Source organism: Bacillus cereus group sp. N11, from assembly GCF_016483605.1.
GTDB lineage: Bacteria > Bacillota > Bacilli > Bacillales > Bacillaceae_G > Bacillus_A > Bacillus_A toyonensis.
Window position 1 is genome coordinate 20,668 of record NZ_JAEHBN010000015.1, and the last position, 17,798, is coordinate 38,465.

Below are 17,798 nucleotides of genomic sequence, written 5' to 3' on the forward strand. Positions count from 1 at the left end.
GGGCTCTATTTTGCCTTTTGTGCGGTAGAGAAACGTAACATTTTTATTGCGTATAAAACTATAAGTAGAAATGTAACTGCTCCTATAAAGAAAATCCAAAAGTAATTTTGATTAAATAAAAGAAACCCACCTACAATAGGTCCTGTACCCATGCCAAAATAGCGAATGAAGTTGTACATACCGATAGCTGTTGCGCGTTCTTGTACGAATTCTTCCGTTAATAAAGTAGTGTGAGTTGGCATAGAAAGTCCCATGCTAAAACCGTATAAAGAGGTAACGATAATGACGGTTGGGATATTGTTGCTATATGCGAAAGAGAATAAAGTGATATATATAATATTGAAGAAACTAGTGATGAATAAAGCTTGCTTTGTTGTGAACTGTTTTTGCAAAAATTTGTAGCAATAACTTCCTAACATAATAGAAAGGGACATTGGTACAAACATAAGACCAATTTCACTTGCGTGTAGATGATATATATTTGTTAATATGCTAGGCAAAAAAACGAGGAAACAGAAATACATACAAAATTGAATAAAGCCAATAAGTGTAATAGAAAATCCAGTTTTATTTTTTAAGATAAGCCAGTAATTCTTTTTTGCTTTAGGTTGTTTAATTACATTTGGTTTTGTTTCTGGAAGTAGTGAAATGTTTATAATTAATAAGATGATGCCAATTGTAGATAAAAACAGAAATACAGATAAGTGGCCGTGTATACTGCTGAGATAACCACCTATAAGAGGGCCGATCGCAGGTGCGAGAGCAAGTAACATTTGATAAAGGCTCATCGCTTTTCCGCGTTCTTTTCCTTCAAATAAATCACCGATAATCGTTGCTGCAACTACAGGTATAGCCGCTATTCCTATAGCTTGAACAGCTCTAAAAAATAGAAATAAGTAAATGTTTGGTGAGAAAGCACAACCAATTGAGCCGATTGTACTAATAATTAAACTAGGGATAAGGACAGATTTTCTTCCTTTTGTATCAATTAAAGGTCCGTATATGAGCTGCATAATCGCAAGAATGAATGTGAAAAGTGAAACGGTTAAACTTACAAGATAAAGAGAAGTATGAAACGAATTTTGAATCATCGGTAAGATCGGTGTGTAAATATTTTGAGCGAAGGAACTGAGTAAGGCACTCATACAGACAACATATAAAATGAAATTCAGTTTGGTTTTTTCCATAATTGCTAACCTCCTTATTTTTAGTTTACTTGGAAACTAAATTTATTTTAACATGATTTTCTCACTTGTAAAGATGGAGAAATGATTTTAAAATGGTATATAGTTAAATTGTTTCTTTGGAAACTTAGGAGGCGAACGGATTGGAACGTACAGCGAAACAAATGGAAATAATTTCGGATATTCGTACACTTTTTCATAAAAAAGAAGAGCATTTGAAAGAAAATAATGAGAAGTTTCTTCGTGAAACAGGTGTAAGTGGTATGTCTTTATCTGAGTTACATGTTATCGAGTGTATCGGACAAAATGGTCTCATGAATGTAACGGCTATTACAACAGAAATGGGAATGACGAAGGGCGCGATCTCTAAAATTTGTACAAAGTTATTTCAAAAGCAGTTCGTTGAGAAGATGCAAATGTTAGATAATCAAAAAGAAATTTTCTTCCGCTTAACGGAAAGAGGAAATGAAATATATAAAGCTCATGAAAAGTTGCATAAACAAGCGGAAGAAGAGTGGCTGTTACTTTTAGATGGATATACGAAAGAAGAGCAAGATTTTATTCAAAGGTTTATAAAGGATGTCTCTGATCATTTGGAAATATAATTGGAAGAAAAAATACTTTTTTCTCAAGCCTTTTGAATATAATTTCTGAAAGAACTCATATATAATAGAAAAAGATACTTAACATAGTGAATAATTAAAGAGTCAATATATATAGAGGAGAGAGTAACATGCTTGAAAATACGGGGTTAGTATTAGAAGGCGGCGGTATGCGTGGTGTATATACGGGCGGGATATTAGAATATTTTATGGAACAAGATTTATATTTTCCATATGTGATTGGTGTCTCGGCTGGTGCTTGTCATGCAGCGTCGTATCTTTCCAGACAAAGAAATAGAAATAAAACAGTCAATATTGATTATGCATCACATCCACAATATTTATCGTATAAAAACTTGTGGAAAAAACGTCAACTATTCGATATGGATTTCATTTTTCATGAAATTCCAGAAAAGCATGTGCCGTTTGATTTTGAAACATACTTCAATAGTCCAGAGCGTTTCCTTGTAGGGACAACAGATTGTGAAACAGGGCAATCTGTTTATTTTGAAAAAGAAGGAACGAATGATGATGCGCTAAATTTATTACAAGCGTCTAGTTCATTGCCTTTCATTGCACCGGTAGTAAATTACCGCGGTAAGCAATTGTTAGATGGCGGGATTTCTGATCCGATTCCAGTTCGTAAAGCGCAAGAAGACGGATTTAAAAAATCAGTCGTTATTTTAACGAGAAATCATGGTTACGCAAAGAAAAAATCAAAGTTTGGATGGGTTGCAGCGAAAGCTTATAAAAAATATCCGAACCTTGTTAACACGATGCTGAATCGTTATGAAGTGTATAATGAAACACTTCACTACATTGAAAAAGAAGAACAAGCTGGGAATTTATTTGTTATTCGCCCAGAAGTGCCGCTTCAAGTAGATCGTATGGAAAAAGATACAGCAAAATTACAAAGTTTATATGAGCAAGGCTATGAGGATGCAAAGAGACAATTTGCAGATTTACAGGCGTTTTTGCAAAAATAAATATTAGGCTGCGGAGAAGAATTTCTCTGCAGTCTTTTTTATTAGTGGTTTCAATACCGAATGTTGGTTATACAAATTTTTGGGATATGGTATAATATGGATAAAGGTATGTGGAGAGGTGATACATATGGAAAATGTATATAAAGGACTTAGACATACTGGATTTACTATGTTGCTTATTTTTGGTGGTGTATTTTTATTTCGTTTGCTCATGCATGATGAAATGTTATTAGATCAGCTTATTAGTTTTAGTATAGGAATGGTAATGATTATTTCATCAGTGTTCATTCAAAAGTATAGTAAAGAATTACAGGTAAATGAGAAATATTAAAGGTTTCTAACCTCTTTTAATTAGTTTGGTCGTAGAGGAGGTTTTCATTTCTTCTATTATTTATGTATTTAATAATGGGAGAGCTGATGATAGCAATCTTCTTAGGTGTTACAGCAATAGCAAACGGTCTTCTGCTCCTTGCGTTGAAGTAGTTCGTGTGATTGTTGCAAAAGGAAAGTAGCACATTAACGGGCAGTAAGACCCCCACCTCAAAATTCGGCGAAAGCAAAGAAGTTAGGTGGGGGATCAACTGCCCGTTAATGCGCGATTGGTGAAGCCTAATAATAAGTGGGGGGAAGAAAACCCCCACTTATTAAAGTTTCACTTTATTTACGTTTCTTTTTAATAAATGAAAAGGCTAAAGCTGCAATTAAAATACTGCCTTTAATGATATCTTGTGCATAATAAGGAACGTTCATCATTGTAAGGCCGTTTAATATGATCCCGATTAATACGGAACCAAGAAATGTTCCGATGACATTTGGTTTCTTAGCACCGAACATTGCATAACCGATATAGGCAGCTGCAACTGCATCCATTAATAATGGGGCGCCAGCTGAAACTTGTCCTGTGCCAACACGGCTACATAGAATAATACCGCCAATAGAGGCAAGTAAACCGCTAATCATATAAGCATATACACGGTAACGATCAGTAGGAATACCAGCTAGTCTAGCAGCTTCTCGATTCCCACCTGTCATATAAAAGAAACGACCGTACGTTGTTTTTTCTAAAAATACATATGCAATCAAAACGACAATAAGCATGATAATGACAGGGACTGGAATTCCTAAGACAGAACCTTGACCGATAAATAAAAAGGATGGAATAAAATGTCCTTTGGCACCAGACATTCCTTCATAAATAGAAGATCCTTTTGAAAATGTTAAGTGTAGTCCATTCACGATATACATGATACTTAATGTAGCTAGTAAATCTGGTAGTTTAATTCGGATAACGAGTAGTGCATTTAATAATCCAACTAATAGCCCACAAAGAATAGGAACAAGGAGTGTGACTAATAGTTCTTGTCGATATAAAATGAGACAGGAAGCAGTGGCAATGGTTGCTAAACTAGCGGTAGAGCCGACCGATAAATCAAACCCATCTACAATTAATGTAAAGGTAACACCAATTGCAAGTAACGTTACGATAGAAATGGAGCGTAAAACATCACTAATATTGTTGTATGTTAAAAAAGAATCGTTGGCGATAGAGAAGAAAATTGTAACACCTATAATGATAGCAATCGTACTAAATTGATAAAAAAGATGAGTAGGTAAATATAGTTTCTTAGTTTTTGTTTTATGAATGAGATTCAATGGAATAACTCCCTTCAGATAAATGTAAAAGCTGTTCAGGAGATAGTTCGTTTGGTAAGTATTCACCTACAAATTCTCCGTTTGCCAGTATAAGAATGCGATCAGCGATATGCAGTGCTTCATCTTGTTCTCCTGTGAAGTAAATTACGGAACTTCCGTTTTCAGTAATGTTACGAATGAATTGAAAAATGTCTTGTTTTGCAGCTATGTCTACACCTTTAGTTGGCTCGTCTAAAAGAAATAGATTCGGTTTGAATCCATGCCACTTTGCAATCGAGACTTTTTGTTGATTTCCACCGCTAAGTGAATGAATAAAGGCTTTTGGGTCATTCGGTGAAATGCTGAAAGAAGAAATTGCCGTAGTAGCATTATTTAATTCGGTTTGTTTTCGTCTCCAACCTGATTGGTGTAAATTAGTGTGACTTATAATGTCTTCCGAAAGAAATACGCCTTGTTTTCTTCTTTCTTCTGGTACAAGTGCGATTTTCGCTTTAATCGCATCTCGCGGTGTTTTAATCGTTATATTTTGACCGTTTATTTCTGCGTGATAAGTATGATGAGCACCAAATAACGTTTCAGCAAGTGTTGTTTTGCCACTGCCAATTAATCCGTATATCACAACAGTTTCACCTTTCCGTACGGTGAGAGAAAGGGGAGAATGGTTTTTGTGTAATGGAAGTTCTTGTGCTTTAAATAATTCTTCGTTCCCTTGTTTTGGTGCTGCATTAATAGGAAGTGTCAGTTGTTTTCCAGTCATCGATTCCACAATTTGTTGATCTGTAACCTTTGTAATCGCTTCAGAAAGTGCGACTTTACCGTTATGTAATACAGTTACATCATCCGCAAAATTTCGAATCTCTGATAAACGATGAGAAATTAAGATGATGCCAATTCCTTTTGATGTTAAATCTTTTAATAGTTGTCCGAAGGTTTCAACTTCTTTCGGTCCAAGAGAAGAAGTAGGCTCATCTAATAAAAGATAATTTGTATTGTTGGATAAAGCTCTTGCGATAAGAAGTAATTGTTTTTCATGTAATGAGCAGTTTGAAACATCTTCCGAAACATTTAAATCTACCTGTACAGTTTGCAAATGTTGTTTAGCGAGTGCGACTAATTTTGACTTTGAAAATAGTACTTTATTTTGCATTGCTAAATGATCGATAAGTACATTTTCTAATACAGATAATCCCGGAATAAGTCCGTGATCTACTTCTTGTGTTACGAAAGAAATACCGTGCTTTTTTGCATCGCGTGGCGAAGTAAAGGAAACAGACTGATTATCAATTTTTATATCGCCAGCAACTGGTTGAATTTCACCAGTTGCTATTTTCAGTAGAGTACTTTTCCCAGCACCGTTCATTCCTAGTAGGGCATGAACTTTTCCTTTTTGAATATGGATAGAAACATCTTCTAGAACAGGTGTAGCGGCATGATAAGAATGTGTAATGTTTTGAAGAGAGAATGTCATCATTTTTTCTCCTTCTCTAATTTTTTCATCCAAGGAGAATACGCATCTTTCGAGTCTCCCCAACCGTTTATATGTTTTGATAATTGATCCATTGTTATATTTTCTTTTGGTAAAATATTTTTCTTTACTAAATAAGGTTCTAGTGAATAAATATCTGGCGTTTGTTCACCGGCAATTTTTTTGTATAAGAATCGTACTTGAACTTTCCCTACTTCAGCTGGATCCGTTGCAGCCGTAGCAGACCAAGGTGAGTTTTCTTTTTGCATAAGTTGTAAATCTTCATTACTTAAGTCAATGCTGTATACTTTTATATCTGTACGACCAGCTTGTTCAAGTGCTTTAACAGCTCCTTTAGCAAACTCATCCCACGAAGCGAAAATGGCTTGTAAATCTCCTTCTTTCGGATATTTTTTTAGTAAAGCTTCTACTTGTGTTTGTGTATCAAGTGGTGTGTTATTACTAGCAGTACCGAATCGCGCAACTTCTTTTATATTTGGATACCGTTTATAAAAAGCATCAATGATAACGTTACGACGTTCCATTGGAGCAAATCCGCCAACCCATACGACTGCGATATTTCCTTGTCCATTCAAATCTTCTGCTAACGTTTTTAATGATTTCCATGCAAGACTATAGTCATCTTGATCAATAATCGTTACACCTGGTAAGCGTAGATCGTTATCAAACGCGACTACGGGAATGTTCGCCTGTAACGCTTTTTCTACCCCAGGTTTTAATGCTTCAGATCGGCCATGATCAATTAAAATACCATCCACTTTTGAATTAATAGCAGTATCTAAATTTGCAGCCATTTTTGCTAAATCGTTATCAGAATTGTAGACTTGTACACTACCGCCAAATAGCTCGACTTGTTTTTTGACGCCCTCAATATATTGAGAGGAAAAAGTTCCGATAGACATTTGCATAATTAATGCGATTTTTAATGGCTTTTTTATTTGCTTTGGAATTTCTGTTTGTAAATGATTTTCAACTGTTGTAGTTACTTTTTTCACCGTTTGTTGCTTTTGTGAAGAGATAGCATCTTGTTCATTTGTACAAGCCGTCAATGTAAGTAATAGAAAAATAAGTACGATGGAACACAATTTTTTCATAAAAAAATCCCTCCTAAACTAAGAAGAGAGGGGAGGGAGTGAAAATGAAAAACGCCTTTTCATATAGAAAAGACGTCTTATCATATTACTCTTATCTTTCAACACAACGTGTTGTAAGAATTAGCACCGTGCCCATAAATGGGTCGGTTGCCGGGCTTCGTAGGGCTCATCCCTCCACCTGCTCTTGATAAGACATCAAATATTTAACTATTTTGAATTATTCCATGATTCTGTACAGTTGTCAAATGTTTTTTGAAAATAAAAAATCCCTCAGAAAGAGGGATTTTAATGTGGTAAGAATATCAATTGATAAGCGAACAAGATTCCGAATACATACACAAGTGGGTGAACAGAACGGAATTTACCTTTTGCCACTTTCATAAGTGGGTATGAAATAAATCCAAGTGCGATACCTGTTGCGATACTTGATGTAAGTGGCATGCTTAAGATTACTAAGAATGCTGGGAATGCTTCATCAAATGAATCCCAATCGATGTGGCGAACTGAACCCATCATAAGACTACCAACGATAATTAGTGATGGTGCAGTAATAGCTGATACACCAGATACAGCGCTCACTAATGGTCCAAAGAAAGCTGCTAATGCGAATAGAACAGCTACTGTAACTGTTGTTAAACCAGTACGGCCACCAGCTGCAACACCAGCAGAAGATTCAATGTAAGCTGTTGATGGTGTTGTTCCGAACATAGAACCGATTGTTGCTGAGAATGAGTCAGATAGAAGAGCTCGTCCTGCTTTTGGAAGCTTTCCGTCTTTCATAAATCCACCTTGTTGCGCAACGCCAAGTAGTGTACCTGTTGTATCGAATAGTGTAACAAGGAAGAATGAGAATACAACGCCGTATAATCCGTAGTTAATTACATCAGATACAGCAGTAATTGGATTTGATACGATAATTCCTTCTGGTAATCCAGGCATTGATGTAACACCGTTTGAGAACGTTAATTGTCCTGTGAAGAAAGCGATAAGACCAGTTAATAGCATGCCGATAAATAGCGCACCATTTACATTTAAAGACATAAGGACAATTGTAATTCCAAGTCCAGCTAATGCTAGTAAAACTGGAGCAGAGTGAAGATCACCAAGTCCAACTAAGTTTGCATCGTTTTTTGTAACGATACCTGTTAAACGTAAACCGATAAAGGCGATAAATAGTCCGATACCAGCAGTAATTGCGTGTTTTAAGTTTTCAGGAATGGCTTCCATTAATTTTGTACGGAAAGATGTGAATGATAACAAAATTAAAATCATACCTGCTACGAATACAGCAGAGAATGCAATTGCGAAAGTCATGCCTTCATGAGCTTTTACAACAGAGTAAGAGAAGTAAGCATTTAATCCCATACCTGGTGCAATTGCGATTGGTAAGTTTGTAAAGATCGCCATAAATAATGTTCCGACAACAGCAGCGATAATTGTTGCTGTAAATGCTTGTTCAAATGGAACACCTGCATCCCCAAGGATGACAGGGTTTACGACAATGATATATGCCATTGTTAAGAAGGTAATAATACCTGCCATAATTTCAGTTTTAATAGAAGTTTTATGTTTTGAAAGGTTAAACATATAAACATCCTTTCTGTTTACGAATAATTTTCACAACAGTTATATATAATATTCGTTTTTTAACTATTTTGCAATAGTTTTGTATAAAAAGTTTACAACAATTCATATTTTGTGTCTTAAATTCGAATATTAATCGTAAAACTATGTGTGAATTGTAGTTTTTTATTGTGCACATGATAAGGAAAAGGAGCTGAAGGAAGTTATGCCACAGCAAAAAAGCTTTTTAACAATGCCAGCCCAACATCAAAATAAACAGCCTGGTATTGAATCATTAATGAATCCACTTCCGCAGTTTGAAGATCCCAATTATAAGGGAAGTGAAAAGTTAAAGGGGAAGAATGTGTTAATTACAGGGGGAGATAGTGGGATTGGACGAGCTGTTTCCATCGCTTTTGCAAAAGAGGGTGCAAATATTGCAATTGCTTATTTAGATGAGGAGGAGGATGCGAATGAGACGAAACAACGTGTTGAAAAAGAAGGTGTAAAGTGTGTATTACTACCGGGAGATTTAAGTAATGAACAGCATTGTAAAGATATTGTGGAAGAGACTGTTTCGCAGTTAGGTGGTTTAAATATTGTTGTGAATAACGTCGCACAGCAATATCCGCAGCAAGGACTAGAATATATTACAGCAGAACAGCTAGAAAAAACATTCCGTATTAATATTTTTTCTTATTTTCACGTTACGAAAGCAGCACTTTCTCACTTCAAACAAGGGGATGTCATTATAAATACGGCGTCTATCGTTGCATATGAAGGAAATGAAACTTTAATTGATTATTCTGCAACGAAAGGAGCTATCGTTGCTTTTACAAGATCTCTCTCTCAATCGTTAGTGCAAAAAGGAATTCGTGTAAATGGTGTTGCGCCAGGCCCGATTTGGACACCTCTTATTCCATCGAGCTTTGATGAGAAGAAAGTGTCACAGTTTGGAAGCAATGTTCCGATGCAAAGACCTGGTCAGCCATATGAATTAGCACCAGCATACGTATACTTAGCATCTGACGATTCATCTTATGTTACGGGGCAAATGATACATGTAAACGGAGGCGTTATCGTAAATGGATAGTTTTCATTTATAAGAGCAAAGTAAAGCTAATTGCATTTATTATGATGTTAGTGCTAGGGAGGATTTAGATGAAAAAAGTATTGTTTATCGTAATCCTATTTTTCTGCCTACCAGCTAGCGTTTTTGCTAATACAGATCATTTAATATTAGTTAATCTTACGACGAATCAGCTGTCTTTCTTTGAAGAAGGAAACTATACGAGAACGTTTCCGATAACGACTGGAAGAGATCGTACACCTACGCCAGAAGGTAATTTTTGTATTATAACTAAATATAAAAATAAAGAATACCATCGAAAAAAGATACGTGGTGGTGCACCAAACAATCCTCTCGGTACGAGGTGGCTTGGACTAGATAAAAAGGAATATGCGATTCACGGGACAAATCGGGAATGGACGATTGGAAGTAGGGAATCAAATGGTTGTATTCGCATGCATGACAAGGATATACAATGGTTATATGACCGAGTACAATTACAAACAAAAGTAATCATTTCTCGTTTTCATACGAGTCCGGAATATGAGGCAAATACACTTGGTTATCGTGTTGTGAGCTGGAATGGTCGTAAAGTAGAAGAAGAGCAAATTGGAATACTTACGTTAGTAGATCGCGCGGATATATATTGGCAAGAACCGAATGGGCAGTTAACAAAAGTAAAAACGGTATTGCCGAATGAAAGATATACGGTGTACTCAAAACGAAAAAATGGAATATATTATATAGGAAACAATTTATATATTGTAGATGAAACAGGAGAAAAAATTCGTTACGAGCAAATTCCTACTTCGACTTTAAGTAATATATATAAACGGAAATACAATGTTCCGTAATAGCTACCGTTTTATAGACGGTAGCTTATTTCTACTTGGAGTTTAACTGCAACTATTGTATTTTGCTGAATATAATACAATACAGATAGGGGGCGGTTACATTATGAAAAGCGAATTTGCATTTAAAGTTTTCTTAGTAACGACCTGTTTATTCATTGTGTATTTGTATGCGTTTCTCGTCTTTTCCTTTTATGTTCCATATGTTGATTTAATATTGTTCTTCGGATTTATTTGGGCTTTTGTAAAAGCAAGGGAAGGAGAAAAGAGTATATATAGGCGCATTACCCTATGTGGGACGGTTGTCCTCGTTATTTTGTACTTTTTTATCATGCATGATTTTTGGAGGGGAATGTAAAAAAGCATACGATTCATCGTATGCTTTTTATGTTTAATATTTTGGTTTAAATGTATGGCAACAAGTTTCTACACTCGTTGCTACAGAGCTTTCTAGCGTCTCGTTTGTTAAAACCGCGCTTGTATACGAATCATTTTCAGTTTGACCAGCTTCATCTACATCAGGCTGAACGATGATAGCACTTGCTTGACAAAAGTTACCTTGTCCCCAAAATGAGCAATTGGAAACAGAGCATTTTACTTCTGGCATAAAACCCCCTCCTTATACATTAGTGTGAGGTTTTACGCCCATTTCATGTGTAGAAGGAGTTTCCTTTTCTCGTTATTTCTTCGTTTGCTCAAGCCATTCTTTTAATTTGTCTTTCGATTGTTCGCCGCTAATACGGCTCACTTCTTTACCATCTTTAAAATGAATGATTGTTGGTGTACCTTGAATTTTATATTCATCCCAAGGAGCATCTAATTTTTCAATATCCATAACTTTCATATCAACATTCAAGTCTTTAGCCATCGGTACTACGACAGGAGATAATTTTTGGCAATGAACGCAAGATGTTTGATAAAAGTATACTGTTTCTTCTTTTTTCTCTTTTAAATTCTTTTGGAGATCTGAAAGAGAGATTTTATTTGTGTAGTAGTCAGCACCATCTGTTTGACTACCAGTAGCATTATCAATTTTTTGGCTAGTTGAAGCATTTTTTTCTTCCATTTGTGTGACAGCGAAAATTGCTGCAAACAAGGCAATAATAATACCGCCAAATATAAGCATTTTTTTCATTCTTTCATCTCCTTATTTGTTTTTGATTACGATAAAGCTACAAACAGCGATTGTGATAAAGCCGATAAGTGCTAAAAACGGGATGGTCACAAAGCCGAACCAGTTTATGTATTCTCCCGTACAAGGTACGCGGCCGCAAGCTGCCCCAGCAGCTGAAAATGCTGCAATTTTTTGAATTGCATAGTGATATAAAGAAATACAAGCACCAATACTTGCGATTGGTAAAGAATAACTTGCAATGCGATAGTCTTTCTTTACTACAGCGATACCAAGCCATAAAACAAATGGATACATAAAAATACGCTGATACCAACAAAGGACACAAGGCTCAAATTTCATGATTTCGGAAAAGTATAGACTTCCTAATGTAGCAATAAATGAAGCTCCCCATGCAGTAAGTAAAGCATATTCTTGCTTTTTTTCTCGTCCCATATTTTATACCTCACTTATAATAGTTACATACTAAATTATAGTATGAAGTAGTAGGGAAAAGAAAGAAAAAATATGTTTATCAATAAAAGTTTTATAAGGAGAAACATTTATTGATATCAACATTTTAAAAAGCGCCATTCTCATAAAGAGAATAGCGCTATATTTTACATTTGAATTTGCTCTACTTCTTCTACATGTGACTTTTGAGATGCGTGGTCAATATATTGAAATAGGAGCTGCAATTGTTTATCAACTTCTGGTAGTTCTTTACTGTATTGATAAGCATGTAAAAAATGCTCAATACGCTTAGAAAATAATTGATCGTTCGTCTGAACCATGAGAACGAGTAATTTATCCCAATTACAGCAATACGTGTAATAGAGAGCTTTATCATAGTCGTTATATGTTTGCACTGTGTACCCTCCTTACCGAGAGTTATATATAGTGTGTGATAAGTAAGGAGAAATACACTTGAAAGAATTTGTTAAGAAAAAAAGTGAATGAAAAAAAACGAGGTATTTCCTCGTTTTTTAAGCTTTTGGCATTGGCGTAGGTGTTGGTTTGCCATAGCCTTCTTTGTATTTATTGTCAATATAGTTACGAATTTCAAGCGTTGATTTTCCTTTTTGTTTCATCGCAGCCGATTCAACTGCGATTTCTAGGCAATTGACGCAAGTCGTTGCATGGGAATCCCAAACAACTTCACCATTCTTCTTAATTTCACGAATAAAGCAATTTTTATTGTTTTTATGTCCTACACTTTCACCGCAACCGCAGTAACATGGAATCCAATCTAATAGCTCTGCATTTTGTCCAGCGACAGTGTAAATGTCTTTCATTTGTGGATCAAGCTTGTCTAGGAAGGCCGGAAGTGTGTCGACTCCTTTTGTTTTTTCTTGAATGTCAGCTTGCTGCGTGTGCGATGCATGGTCATGCTCTTCTTTTGATTCAGATGATTTTTTTTCATTTGTACTAGTAGCTCCGCATCCAGCAAGAATTAAACTCAGTACTGCAAGTAAAGAAAATACATATTTCTTCATACGCTTGTCCCCTTTACACATGTATTAATCAAATTGTATCAAATATCATGGTGTGTCGGGTGAAGATTCTTTCGACTTATTTTTGAAGCGCCACCGCAATGAATGGAATAGAAATAAGATTGGGATATAAGCGTATACAATATATAAACCAGCTTGAGACAGTACTGTATTCAATGTATTGATACTTTCGCGGTTTGTGAAATACAAGGATGAAATAAATATAGTTGCGATAAAAAATGGCAGTGTAATGTTAAATGGTATGCGAAAAGATTTCTTAGTAATGCAACAAGAAGACCAGATCGTTAAACAAAGATTAGGTAAAATAATAAGATACCATAAGAAAATAATAATATACTCAAACCTTTGGATAAAAGGAACTTTAATGATTTTTAGCATCGTTAATGTTGGCCAAATTGTATGATGTAGTTGCCCTTGGCTATAGTACATAATGGACACAATCGCTAATATTACGTATAGAATGGTTGTAAAAGCAATACCGCTATGTGCCCATTTATTTAACGATTTTCCTTTTTTTATAAATGGATAAAAGATAAGGATTGCTTCAAATCCAAGAAACTCTAATGCAGATGCTTTCGCTGAAGTTAAAATGTCTAAAGGTGAATGAGCGAGAATTGGGAAAATGTTACGGACATGTGCGTATTTCATTGGGAAAACTAAGAAAAATAGTACGAAAATCGGGATTATGACGCCCCAAAAGCATATTCCTGTCACAGAACGAAAGCCGCCTCTAATTATGTAATAAGTTACAAGTAAAAATAGTAAAGTTAATTTCCACGGTTTAATTGTAGGAAAGACCCAAACTTGAATGACTTCAATATATGAACGAAGAACAGTAAGGCAAAATAATAGAAGGTATGCAGCAAAGCATACGGAAAAAAATGTTCCAATCCACTTTCCGAAACATGTCGTATGAATATTCATTAAATCATTATCTTTTTCTAACATTTTCAGCATACAAAATAACACGATGTGAGTTGCAATACCAGCGATAATAAGAGAAATCCAAGCATCATAACCGGCAAATTGCGCAATAATCCTTTGGTACCCTAACACACCTACTCCAATTTGAAGGGAGTGTAATAGAAGGAATGTGAAATAAGGGGAAACAGTATGTGTTTTATCTTGTTCAGCCATTATAGCACCTCCACTATTCTCCGATACCAGATTGCACGACATTGATTTGCACATGAACAGCAACGTCTACATTAGGGTACATTTCTTGAATTTGTTTTATGTTCCATGTTCTTGAATGACTACGAATTTCTTCACGTATACCAATTGGATCGATTTTATTTTCTTGGAATTGTTTTATTAATTCGTTTAAATCCTTCTCAAGTGTTTTTTCTACATGTCTTTTTACGTAAGTTACATTTTTACTCTTTGATAAATCAAGCCAGCTGGGAGCATTTTTTACGAGTCCATTTAATTTTAAGTGAATGTTAACTTTCGGAATATCACCGTTTTGCGAAAGAGAACAAACACTTTTTCCAGATAAGTTTTGAGTAGCGATCAATCCTTTATGCTTACCTTGACGTATTGGAACTTCGTAGCGACCATTTTTCGTTGGATTAATAAGTAATTTTAATAAAAAAGATTCTTTTTTATCGGTGTACATAACCACTTTATCCTTTTTTAAAAAAGCAAGTCCTTTAATGGAAGCAGATTTGTCTTCTGATACTTGAATGTAAGGAAGAAATGGATCGCATCCAGATGAATAGAAGTTATATAAAAAAATATTTAAAGCTGTCCGCGGGATTGTCTCGTTTTTTATATTTTGCTCCAGTAAATCAGATAGATAAAGTGATCCATTTGTTTTGACATGTTTCAGTAATTCTTCTGCTGAACCATCTACAAGTGCTAGCTGCACATCACGGCCAATGTTAGGATCACGTTGTAAGTTGTTAATAACATCTCCAAGTCCATGTTCACCAAATGCTTTCCCAAATAGGACAACACGCATTTGACCTACAGCGATCGTATGTGGAGATTTGGTGTTTAGAAGGGGAGAGATTGTTTCAATTGTACCTGCATGAGTTGATTGAGTTTCTGGTTTAGATTGTACGCCCTTTGTGTAATCGGGATATAAAATGGTTCCGCGAAATTTTTTATCTTTTATTATATCGAATCCACCTACGTGAATCATTCGCTGTGTATCAACTATATGTGCTTCTGTACAACCAGATTGAACAATTAAAATGATAATGGAAAAGCATAATAAAATATTTTTCATTTCTCTTCACCGTCACGTTTTTCTTTCGCTTTGTTTGGGTCATAGCGCCATTTCTTTTTTGGTCTCAGAAAAGAGGCACGTCCAGCAGTTTGACTAAACGGCAAACGAAGGAGTCCTTCTGCTGTCCCTAAACCGCGAAATGGATATAGAGGTAATAAATAAGGTGATCCAAGTGATTTTAAGCGAATTAAATGAGCTAATATGAGTACGAATCCTACAATGAGACCTAAGCCCCCAAATGCACCAGCTAAAAGGATAAGTGGAAATCGTAGTATCCGGATAGTAGAAGACATTTTTACAGTTGGTGTTGTAAAAGAAGCGAGTGCTGATAAAGCAACTGCAATTAATAAAATGTTACTCGTTAAAGCAGCTTGAACAGATGCTTGGCCAATTACAATCCCGCCAACGATGCCGATTGTTTGTCCAACTTTTGTAGGTAAGCGTGCTCCAGCTTCACGGAGCAATTCGATTGTGATTTCTAAAAAAAGTGCTTCTAAAATGGGCGGAAAGGGTACATTAGCTCTTGAAAAAATAATCGGACCTAGTAAATCCGCAGGAATCATTTGATAGTGATACGTTAATACAGCTGTATAAATAGCTGATGAAAATAGCGAGAATGCTGCTCCGAAAAAGCGAACCATTCGAAGAAATGAGCCTGCTATCCATGGTAAATAATAATCTTCTGGCGAGACGAAGAAATCAAGTAACGTCGCTGGTCCAGCTAATGCGTAAGGTGAACCGTCTGTTAAAATAACAACGCCTCCATTCAGTAATGCGTACACAGAGCGGTCTAGCCGCTCTGTAGGTAGTAAAACAGGGAAGGGTGAGTTACTATTATCGCTAATAAACTGTTCAATCATAGTTGCATCAAAAGGAACATCAAAGTCAACATCTTGTAAGCGCTGCATTGCGGTATTGATGTGTTGTTCATTTGTAATGCCTTCGATGTAAGCAACTATAACCTTTGTTTTTGATATAGAGCCAACTATAACTTCTTTGAAAACTAATTGCTCTGTTACTATATTTCGGCGAAGTAAGTGTGTATTTGTATCAATATTTTCAACAAATCCGACTTTTGGACCGATTACACTATATTCATTTTCGGTATCGTTATATAATCGTGTACCTAAAACTGAACTTTCAGCACGAATAAGTACATATTCTGCTGTTTGAGAATCGTTTTTAAGCTGTATGAGTACATACCCAACTAATAATTTTTCACGAATATCATCAATAGAAGGGTTGGTAATAATCCCTTCGAGTGTGACGATATTTGCTATATCATTTATAGTTTCAATGTGATCCAATTCTCTTTTTATAGGTGTTAAAATGAATCGATTAATGAGGAGTGATTCAGCTGTAGATTTATAATAAAACAAACATAGCGTCCCATCTTCTACGATGTTATAAGAAACGAAATCACTAGATTCTTTCATAGTTTGGATAAAATCTGGAATGGAACAGATTGTTTTTTTCTTCTTTTTAGACGATAAACGAAACAATTTCTCACCCCTTACTACATCATTTGTTTATGTTAGTTTTTGGGAAAGACGGGAATTTATACTTCAAAGTTGAAAGTTCATAAAGAAAAGGAAGAGCAGTGAATACCTCTTCCTTTTTTGCGTGTTAATTTGTTTGCTTCTCTTTAATAGACTTCACTAATTTAATCATCTCTGCTCGTATATCTTCTCTTTTAACATTTAATTTTTCCGCGATTTGTTTAATATCCATACCGTCTTTTTTCATTTTTAGTACATCATCAAGAGGGGTATTACTTTTTTGAGAGATGATTGTTAATACCGTGAGCTGACGTAAGCCGATATTATATTCTTTCATTTTTTGTTTTAGTCCATCTGGTGTGGATTTTTGCATCGTTGCTAATTGTTGCAGTAATGCTTTTTTTGTTTCCTTATTCATATGATGCTTTTTAAGCTTACTTGGATCTACACCGAAATGTTGTGCGGTTTTCTCCCAAGATTTATTTTGCTTATAGTAAGCCAAAACGTCCTTAGTTTCTTTTTTGCTGATTCTTGCAATGTGGGCAGCTTTCCAAATTTCATGTTTATTATAGCCGAGTTTTTCGAGCGATTGCATTTCTTCTTCTGAAATAGGTTTATGATGATGCATTGCAACTTCCTTTGGCGTGGTAGCAGAAGCAGGGAAGGTAGATACCCCGCATAATAATGCGGCCATAGTCATACTTACTGCGATTTTTTTGTACATGTAAACTCCTCCTAGATGGATAATGTGGAAAACTTTACACATATCATTTCCATAAAATGTGAAAAACTTGTGAACAAGCTAAGTTTTTTTATTCACAGTAGAAAAAGAAGTTTTTTATATGTTTTCCAACATAAAACATTGATTAATAGTGAAAAACTAGGTTATAATCGAAATTGAAAATCAATATCAATAACAAACTTATACATATAGATGAAAAATAAGGGAGAGA

At 35.3% G+C, this 17,798-nt stretch carries 20 protein-coding genes and 1 riboswitch; of the genes, 6 read left to right on the top strand and 14 right to left on the bottom strand.

Annotated features, from left to right (window positions below; translation table 11 throughout):
* Positions 1-5: 5 nt before the first annotated feature.
* Positions 6-1,187, bottom strand: coding sequence for an MFS transporter (locus JDS98_RS22445; RefSeq protein WP_199634329.1), 1,182 nt, complete (start codon positions 1,185-1,187; stop codon positions 6-8).
* Between the two features lie 140 nt (positions 1,188-1,327).
* Between JDS98_RS22445 and JDS98_RS22450 the strand changes: the two genes are divergently transcribed.
* From JDS98_RS22450 to JDS98_RS22460, 3 genes are all read left to right on the top strand, one after another.
* Positions 1,328-1,789 (top strand): MarR family transcriptional regulator, encoded by a 462-nt coding sequence (locus JDS98_RS22450; RefSeq protein ID WP_087971089.1) that lies wholly within the window; start codon positions 1,328-1,330, stop codon positions 1,787-1,789.
* A gap of 128 nt (positions 1,790-1,917) precedes the next feature.
* Positions 1,918-2,772 (top strand): patatin-like phospholipase family protein, encoded by an 855-nt coding sequence (locus tag JDS98_RS22455; protein ID WP_000892699.1) that lies wholly within the window; start codon positions 1,918-1,920, stop codon positions 2,770-2,772.
* 127 nt (positions 2,773-2,899) lie between these two features.
* Complete coding sequence (locus JDS98_RS22460) at positions 2,900-3,103, top strand: hypothetical protein (protein ID WP_097959552.1); 204 nt, start codon at positions 2,900-2,902, stop codon at positions 3,101-3,103.
* Positions 3,104-3,429: 326 nt separating this feature from the next.
* Here JDS98_RS22460 and JDS98_RS22465 read toward each other — a convergent pair whose 3' ends face one another.
* From JDS98_RS22465 to JDS98_RS22480, 4 genes are all read right to left on the bottom strand, one after another.
* On the bottom strand, positions 3,430-4,425 hold the full coding sequence (locus JDS98_RS22465) for an ABC transporter permease (RefSeq protein WP_087971091.1): 996 nt from the start codon (positions 4,423-4,425) through the stop codon (positions 3,430-3,432).
* Entirely contained in the window at positions 4,409-5,896 is a 1,488-nt protein-coding gene (locus JDS98_RS22470; RefSeq protein WP_087971113.1) for a sugar ABC transporter ATP-binding protein, read from the bottom strand. Before JDS98_RS22470 ends, JDS98_RS22465 begins: the two co-directional genes overlap by 17 nt.
* Positions 5,893-7,005, bottom strand: a complete 1,113-nt coding sequence (locus JDS98_RS22475; RefSeq protein WP_098139560.1) for a sugar ABC transporter substrate-binding protein — start codon at positions 7,003-7,005, stop codon at positions 5,893-5,895. Before JDS98_RS22475 ends, JDS98_RS22470 begins: the two co-directional genes overlap by 4 nt.
* Before the next feature lie 88 nt (positions 7,006-7,093).
* A riboswitch (SAM riboswitch) is annotated at positions 7,094-7,199 on the bottom strand.
* Positions 7,200-7,290: 91 nt separating this feature from the next.
* Positions 7,291-8,592, bottom strand: coding sequence for an NCS2 family permease (locus tag JDS98_RS22480; protein ID WP_000482720.1), 1,302 nt, complete (start codon positions 8,590-8,592; stop codon positions 7,291-7,293).
* 202 nt (positions 8,593-8,794) lie between these two features.
* On the opposite strand from JDS98_RS22480, the gene JDS98_RS22485 reads away from it, so the two are divergent.
* The 3 genes from JDS98_RS22485 to JDS98_RS22495 all read left to right on the top strand — a co-directional run bounded on the left by JDS98_RS22485 (position 8,795) and on the right by JDS98_RS22495 (position 10,846).
* Positions 8,795-9,661 (top strand): SDR family oxidoreductase, encoded by an 867-nt coding sequence (locus tag JDS98_RS22485; protein WP_001136296.1) that lies wholly within the window; start codon positions 8,795-8,797, stop codon positions 9,659-9,661.
* A 68-nt stretch (positions 9,662-9,729) separates the two neighbouring features.
* Entirely contained in the window at positions 9,730-10,491 is a 762-nt protein-coding gene (locus JDS98_RS22490) for a L,D-transpeptidase (RefSeq protein WP_000756372.1), read from the top strand.
* 103 nt (positions 10,492-10,594) lie between these two features.
* The gene (locus JDS98_RS22495; RefSeq protein ID WP_000834196.1) at positions 10,595-10,846 is read left to right on the top strand and encodes a hypothetical protein; all 252 of its coding nucleotides are present in this window, start codon (positions 10,595-10,597) and stop codon (positions 10,844-10,846) included.
* A 33-nt stretch (positions 10,847-10,879) separates the two neighbouring features.
* On the opposite strand, the gene JDS98_RS22500 is transcribed toward JDS98_RS22495, so the two are convergent.
* The 9 genes from JDS98_RS22500 to JDS98_RS22540 form a co-directional block, all read right to left on the bottom strand.
* Positions 10,880-11,095, bottom strand: a complete 216-nt coding sequence (locus tag JDS98_RS22500; protein WP_098912375.1) for a DUF1540 domain-containing protein — start codon at positions 11,093-11,095, stop codon at positions 10,880-10,882.
* Positions 11,096-11,167: 72 nt separating this feature from the next.
* Complete coding sequence (locus JDS98_RS22505; protein ID WP_000738433.1) at positions 11,168-11,623, bottom strand: thioredoxin family protein; 456 nt, start codon at positions 11,621-11,623, stop codon at positions 11,168-11,170.
* A gap of 12 nt (positions 11,624-11,635) precedes the next feature.
* Positions 11,636-12,055 (bottom strand): disulfide formation protein C, encoded by a 420-nt coding sequence (locus JDS98_RS22510; RefSeq protein WP_000532269.1) that lies wholly within the window; start codon positions 12,053-12,055, stop codon positions 11,636-11,638.
* Positions 12,056-12,219: 164 nt separating this feature from the next.
* Complete coding sequence (locus JDS98_RS22515) at positions 12,220-12,468, bottom strand: YhdB family protein (protein WP_001195459.1); 249 nt, start codon at positions 12,466-12,468, stop codon at positions 12,220-12,222.
* A gap of 117 nt (positions 12,469-12,585) precedes the next feature.
* On the bottom strand, positions 12,586-13,095 hold the full coding sequence (locus JDS98_RS22520) for a PCYCGC domain-containing protein (protein WP_000761015.1): 510 nt from the start codon (positions 13,093-13,095) through the stop codon (positions 12,586-12,588).
* 45 nt (positions 13,096-13,140) lie between these two features.
* Positions 13,141-14,250, bottom strand: a complete 1,110-nt coding sequence (locus tag JDS98_RS22525) for a GerAB/ArcD/ProY family transporter (RefSeq protein ID WP_199634330.1) — start codon at positions 14,248-14,250, stop codon at positions 13,141-13,143.
* A 13-nt stretch (positions 14,251-14,263) separates the two neighbouring features.
* Positions 14,264-15,346 (bottom strand): spore germination protein GerYC, encoded by a 1,083-nt coding sequence (gene gerYC / locus JDS98_RS22530; protein WP_199634331.1) that lies wholly within the window; start codon positions 15,344-15,346, stop codon positions 14,264-14,266.
* The gene (locus tag JDS98_RS22535; protein WP_016107851.1) at positions 15,343-16,848 is read right to left on the bottom strand and encodes a spore germination protein; all 1,506 of its coding nucleotides are present in this window, start codon (positions 16,846-16,848) and stop codon (positions 15,343-15,345) included. The genes gerYC and JDS98_RS22535 overlap by 4 nt, the downstream gene beginning before the upstream one ends.
* 124 nt (positions 16,849-16,972) lie before the next feature.
* Positions 16,973-17,569, bottom strand: coding sequence for a hypothetical protein (locus JDS98_RS22540; protein WP_000276987.1), 597 nt, complete (start codon positions 17,567-17,569; stop codon positions 16,973-16,975).
* Positions 17,570-17,798 lie beyond the last annotated feature (229 nt).

What these genes read in the sequence shown, in the direction of transcription:
- JDS98_RS22445 (WP_199634329.1), bottom strand. Translation starts at nt 1,187, where the DNA reads ATGGAAAAAACCAAACTGAATTTCATTTTATATGTTGTCTGTATGAGT.
- JDS98_RS22455 (WP_000892699.1), top strand. Translation starts at nt 1,918, where the DNA reads ATGCTTGAAAATACGGGGTTAGTATTAGAAGGCGGCGGTATGCGTGGT.
- JDS98_RS22460 (WP_097959552.1), top strand. Translation starts at nt 2,900, where the DNA reads ATGGAAAATGTATATAAAGGACTTAGACATACTGGATTTACTATGTTG.
- JDS98_RS22470 (WP_087971113.1), bottom strand. Translation starts at nt 5,896, where the DNA reads ATGATGACATTCTCTCTTCAAAACATTACACATTCTTATCATGCCGCT.
- JDS98_RS22475 (WP_098139560.1), bottom strand. Translation starts at nt 7,005, where the DNA reads ATGAAAAAATTGTGTTCCATCGTACTTATTTTTCTATTACTTACATTG.
- JDS98_RS22480 (WP_000482720.1), bottom strand. Translation starts at nt 8,592, where the DNA reads ATGTTTAACCTTTCAAAACATAAAACTTCTATTAAAACTGAAATTATG.
- JDS98_RS22485 (WP_001136296.1), top strand. Translation starts at nt 8,795, where the DNA reads ATGCCACAGCAAAAAAGCTTTTTAACAATGCCAGCCCAACATCAAAAT.
- JDS98_RS22490 (WP_000756372.1), top strand. Translation starts at nt 9,730, where the DNA reads ATGAAAAAAGTATTGTTTATCGTAATCCTATTTTTCTGCCTACCAGCT.
- JDS98_RS22495 (WP_000834196.1), top strand. Translation starts at nt 10,595, where the DNA reads ATGAAAAGCGAATTTGCATTTAAAGTTTTCTTAGTAACGACCTGTTTA.
- JDS98_RS22500 (WP_098912375.1), bottom strand. Translation starts at nt 11,095, where the DNA reads ATGCCAGAAGTAAAATGCTCTGTTTCCAATTGCTCATTTTGGGGACAA.
- JDS98_RS22505 (WP_000738433.1), bottom strand. Translation starts at nt 11,623, where the DNA reads ATGAAAAAAATGCTTATATTTGGCGGTATTATTATTGCCTTGTTTGCA.
- JDS98_RS22510 (WP_000532269.1), bottom strand. Translation starts at nt 12,055, where the DNA reads ATGGGACGAGAAAAAAAGCAAGAATATGCTTTACTTACTGCATGGGGA.
- JDS98_RS22520 (WP_000761015.1), bottom strand. Translation starts at nt 13,095, where the DNA reads ATGAAGAAATATGTATTTTCTTTACTTGCAGTACTGAGTTTAATTCTT.
- JDS98_RS22525 (WP_199634330.1), bottom strand. Translation starts at nt 14,250, where the DNA reads ATGGCTGAACAAGATAAAACACATACTGTTTCCCCTTATTTCACATTC.
- gerYC (WP_199634331.1), bottom strand. Translation starts at nt 15,346, where the DNA reads ATGAAAAATATTTTATTATGCTTTTCCATTATCATTTTAATTGTTCAA.
- JDS98_RS22540 (WP_000276987.1), bottom strand. Translation starts at nt 17,569, where the DNA reads ATGTACAAAAAAATCGCAGTAAGTATGACTATGGCCGCATTATTATGC.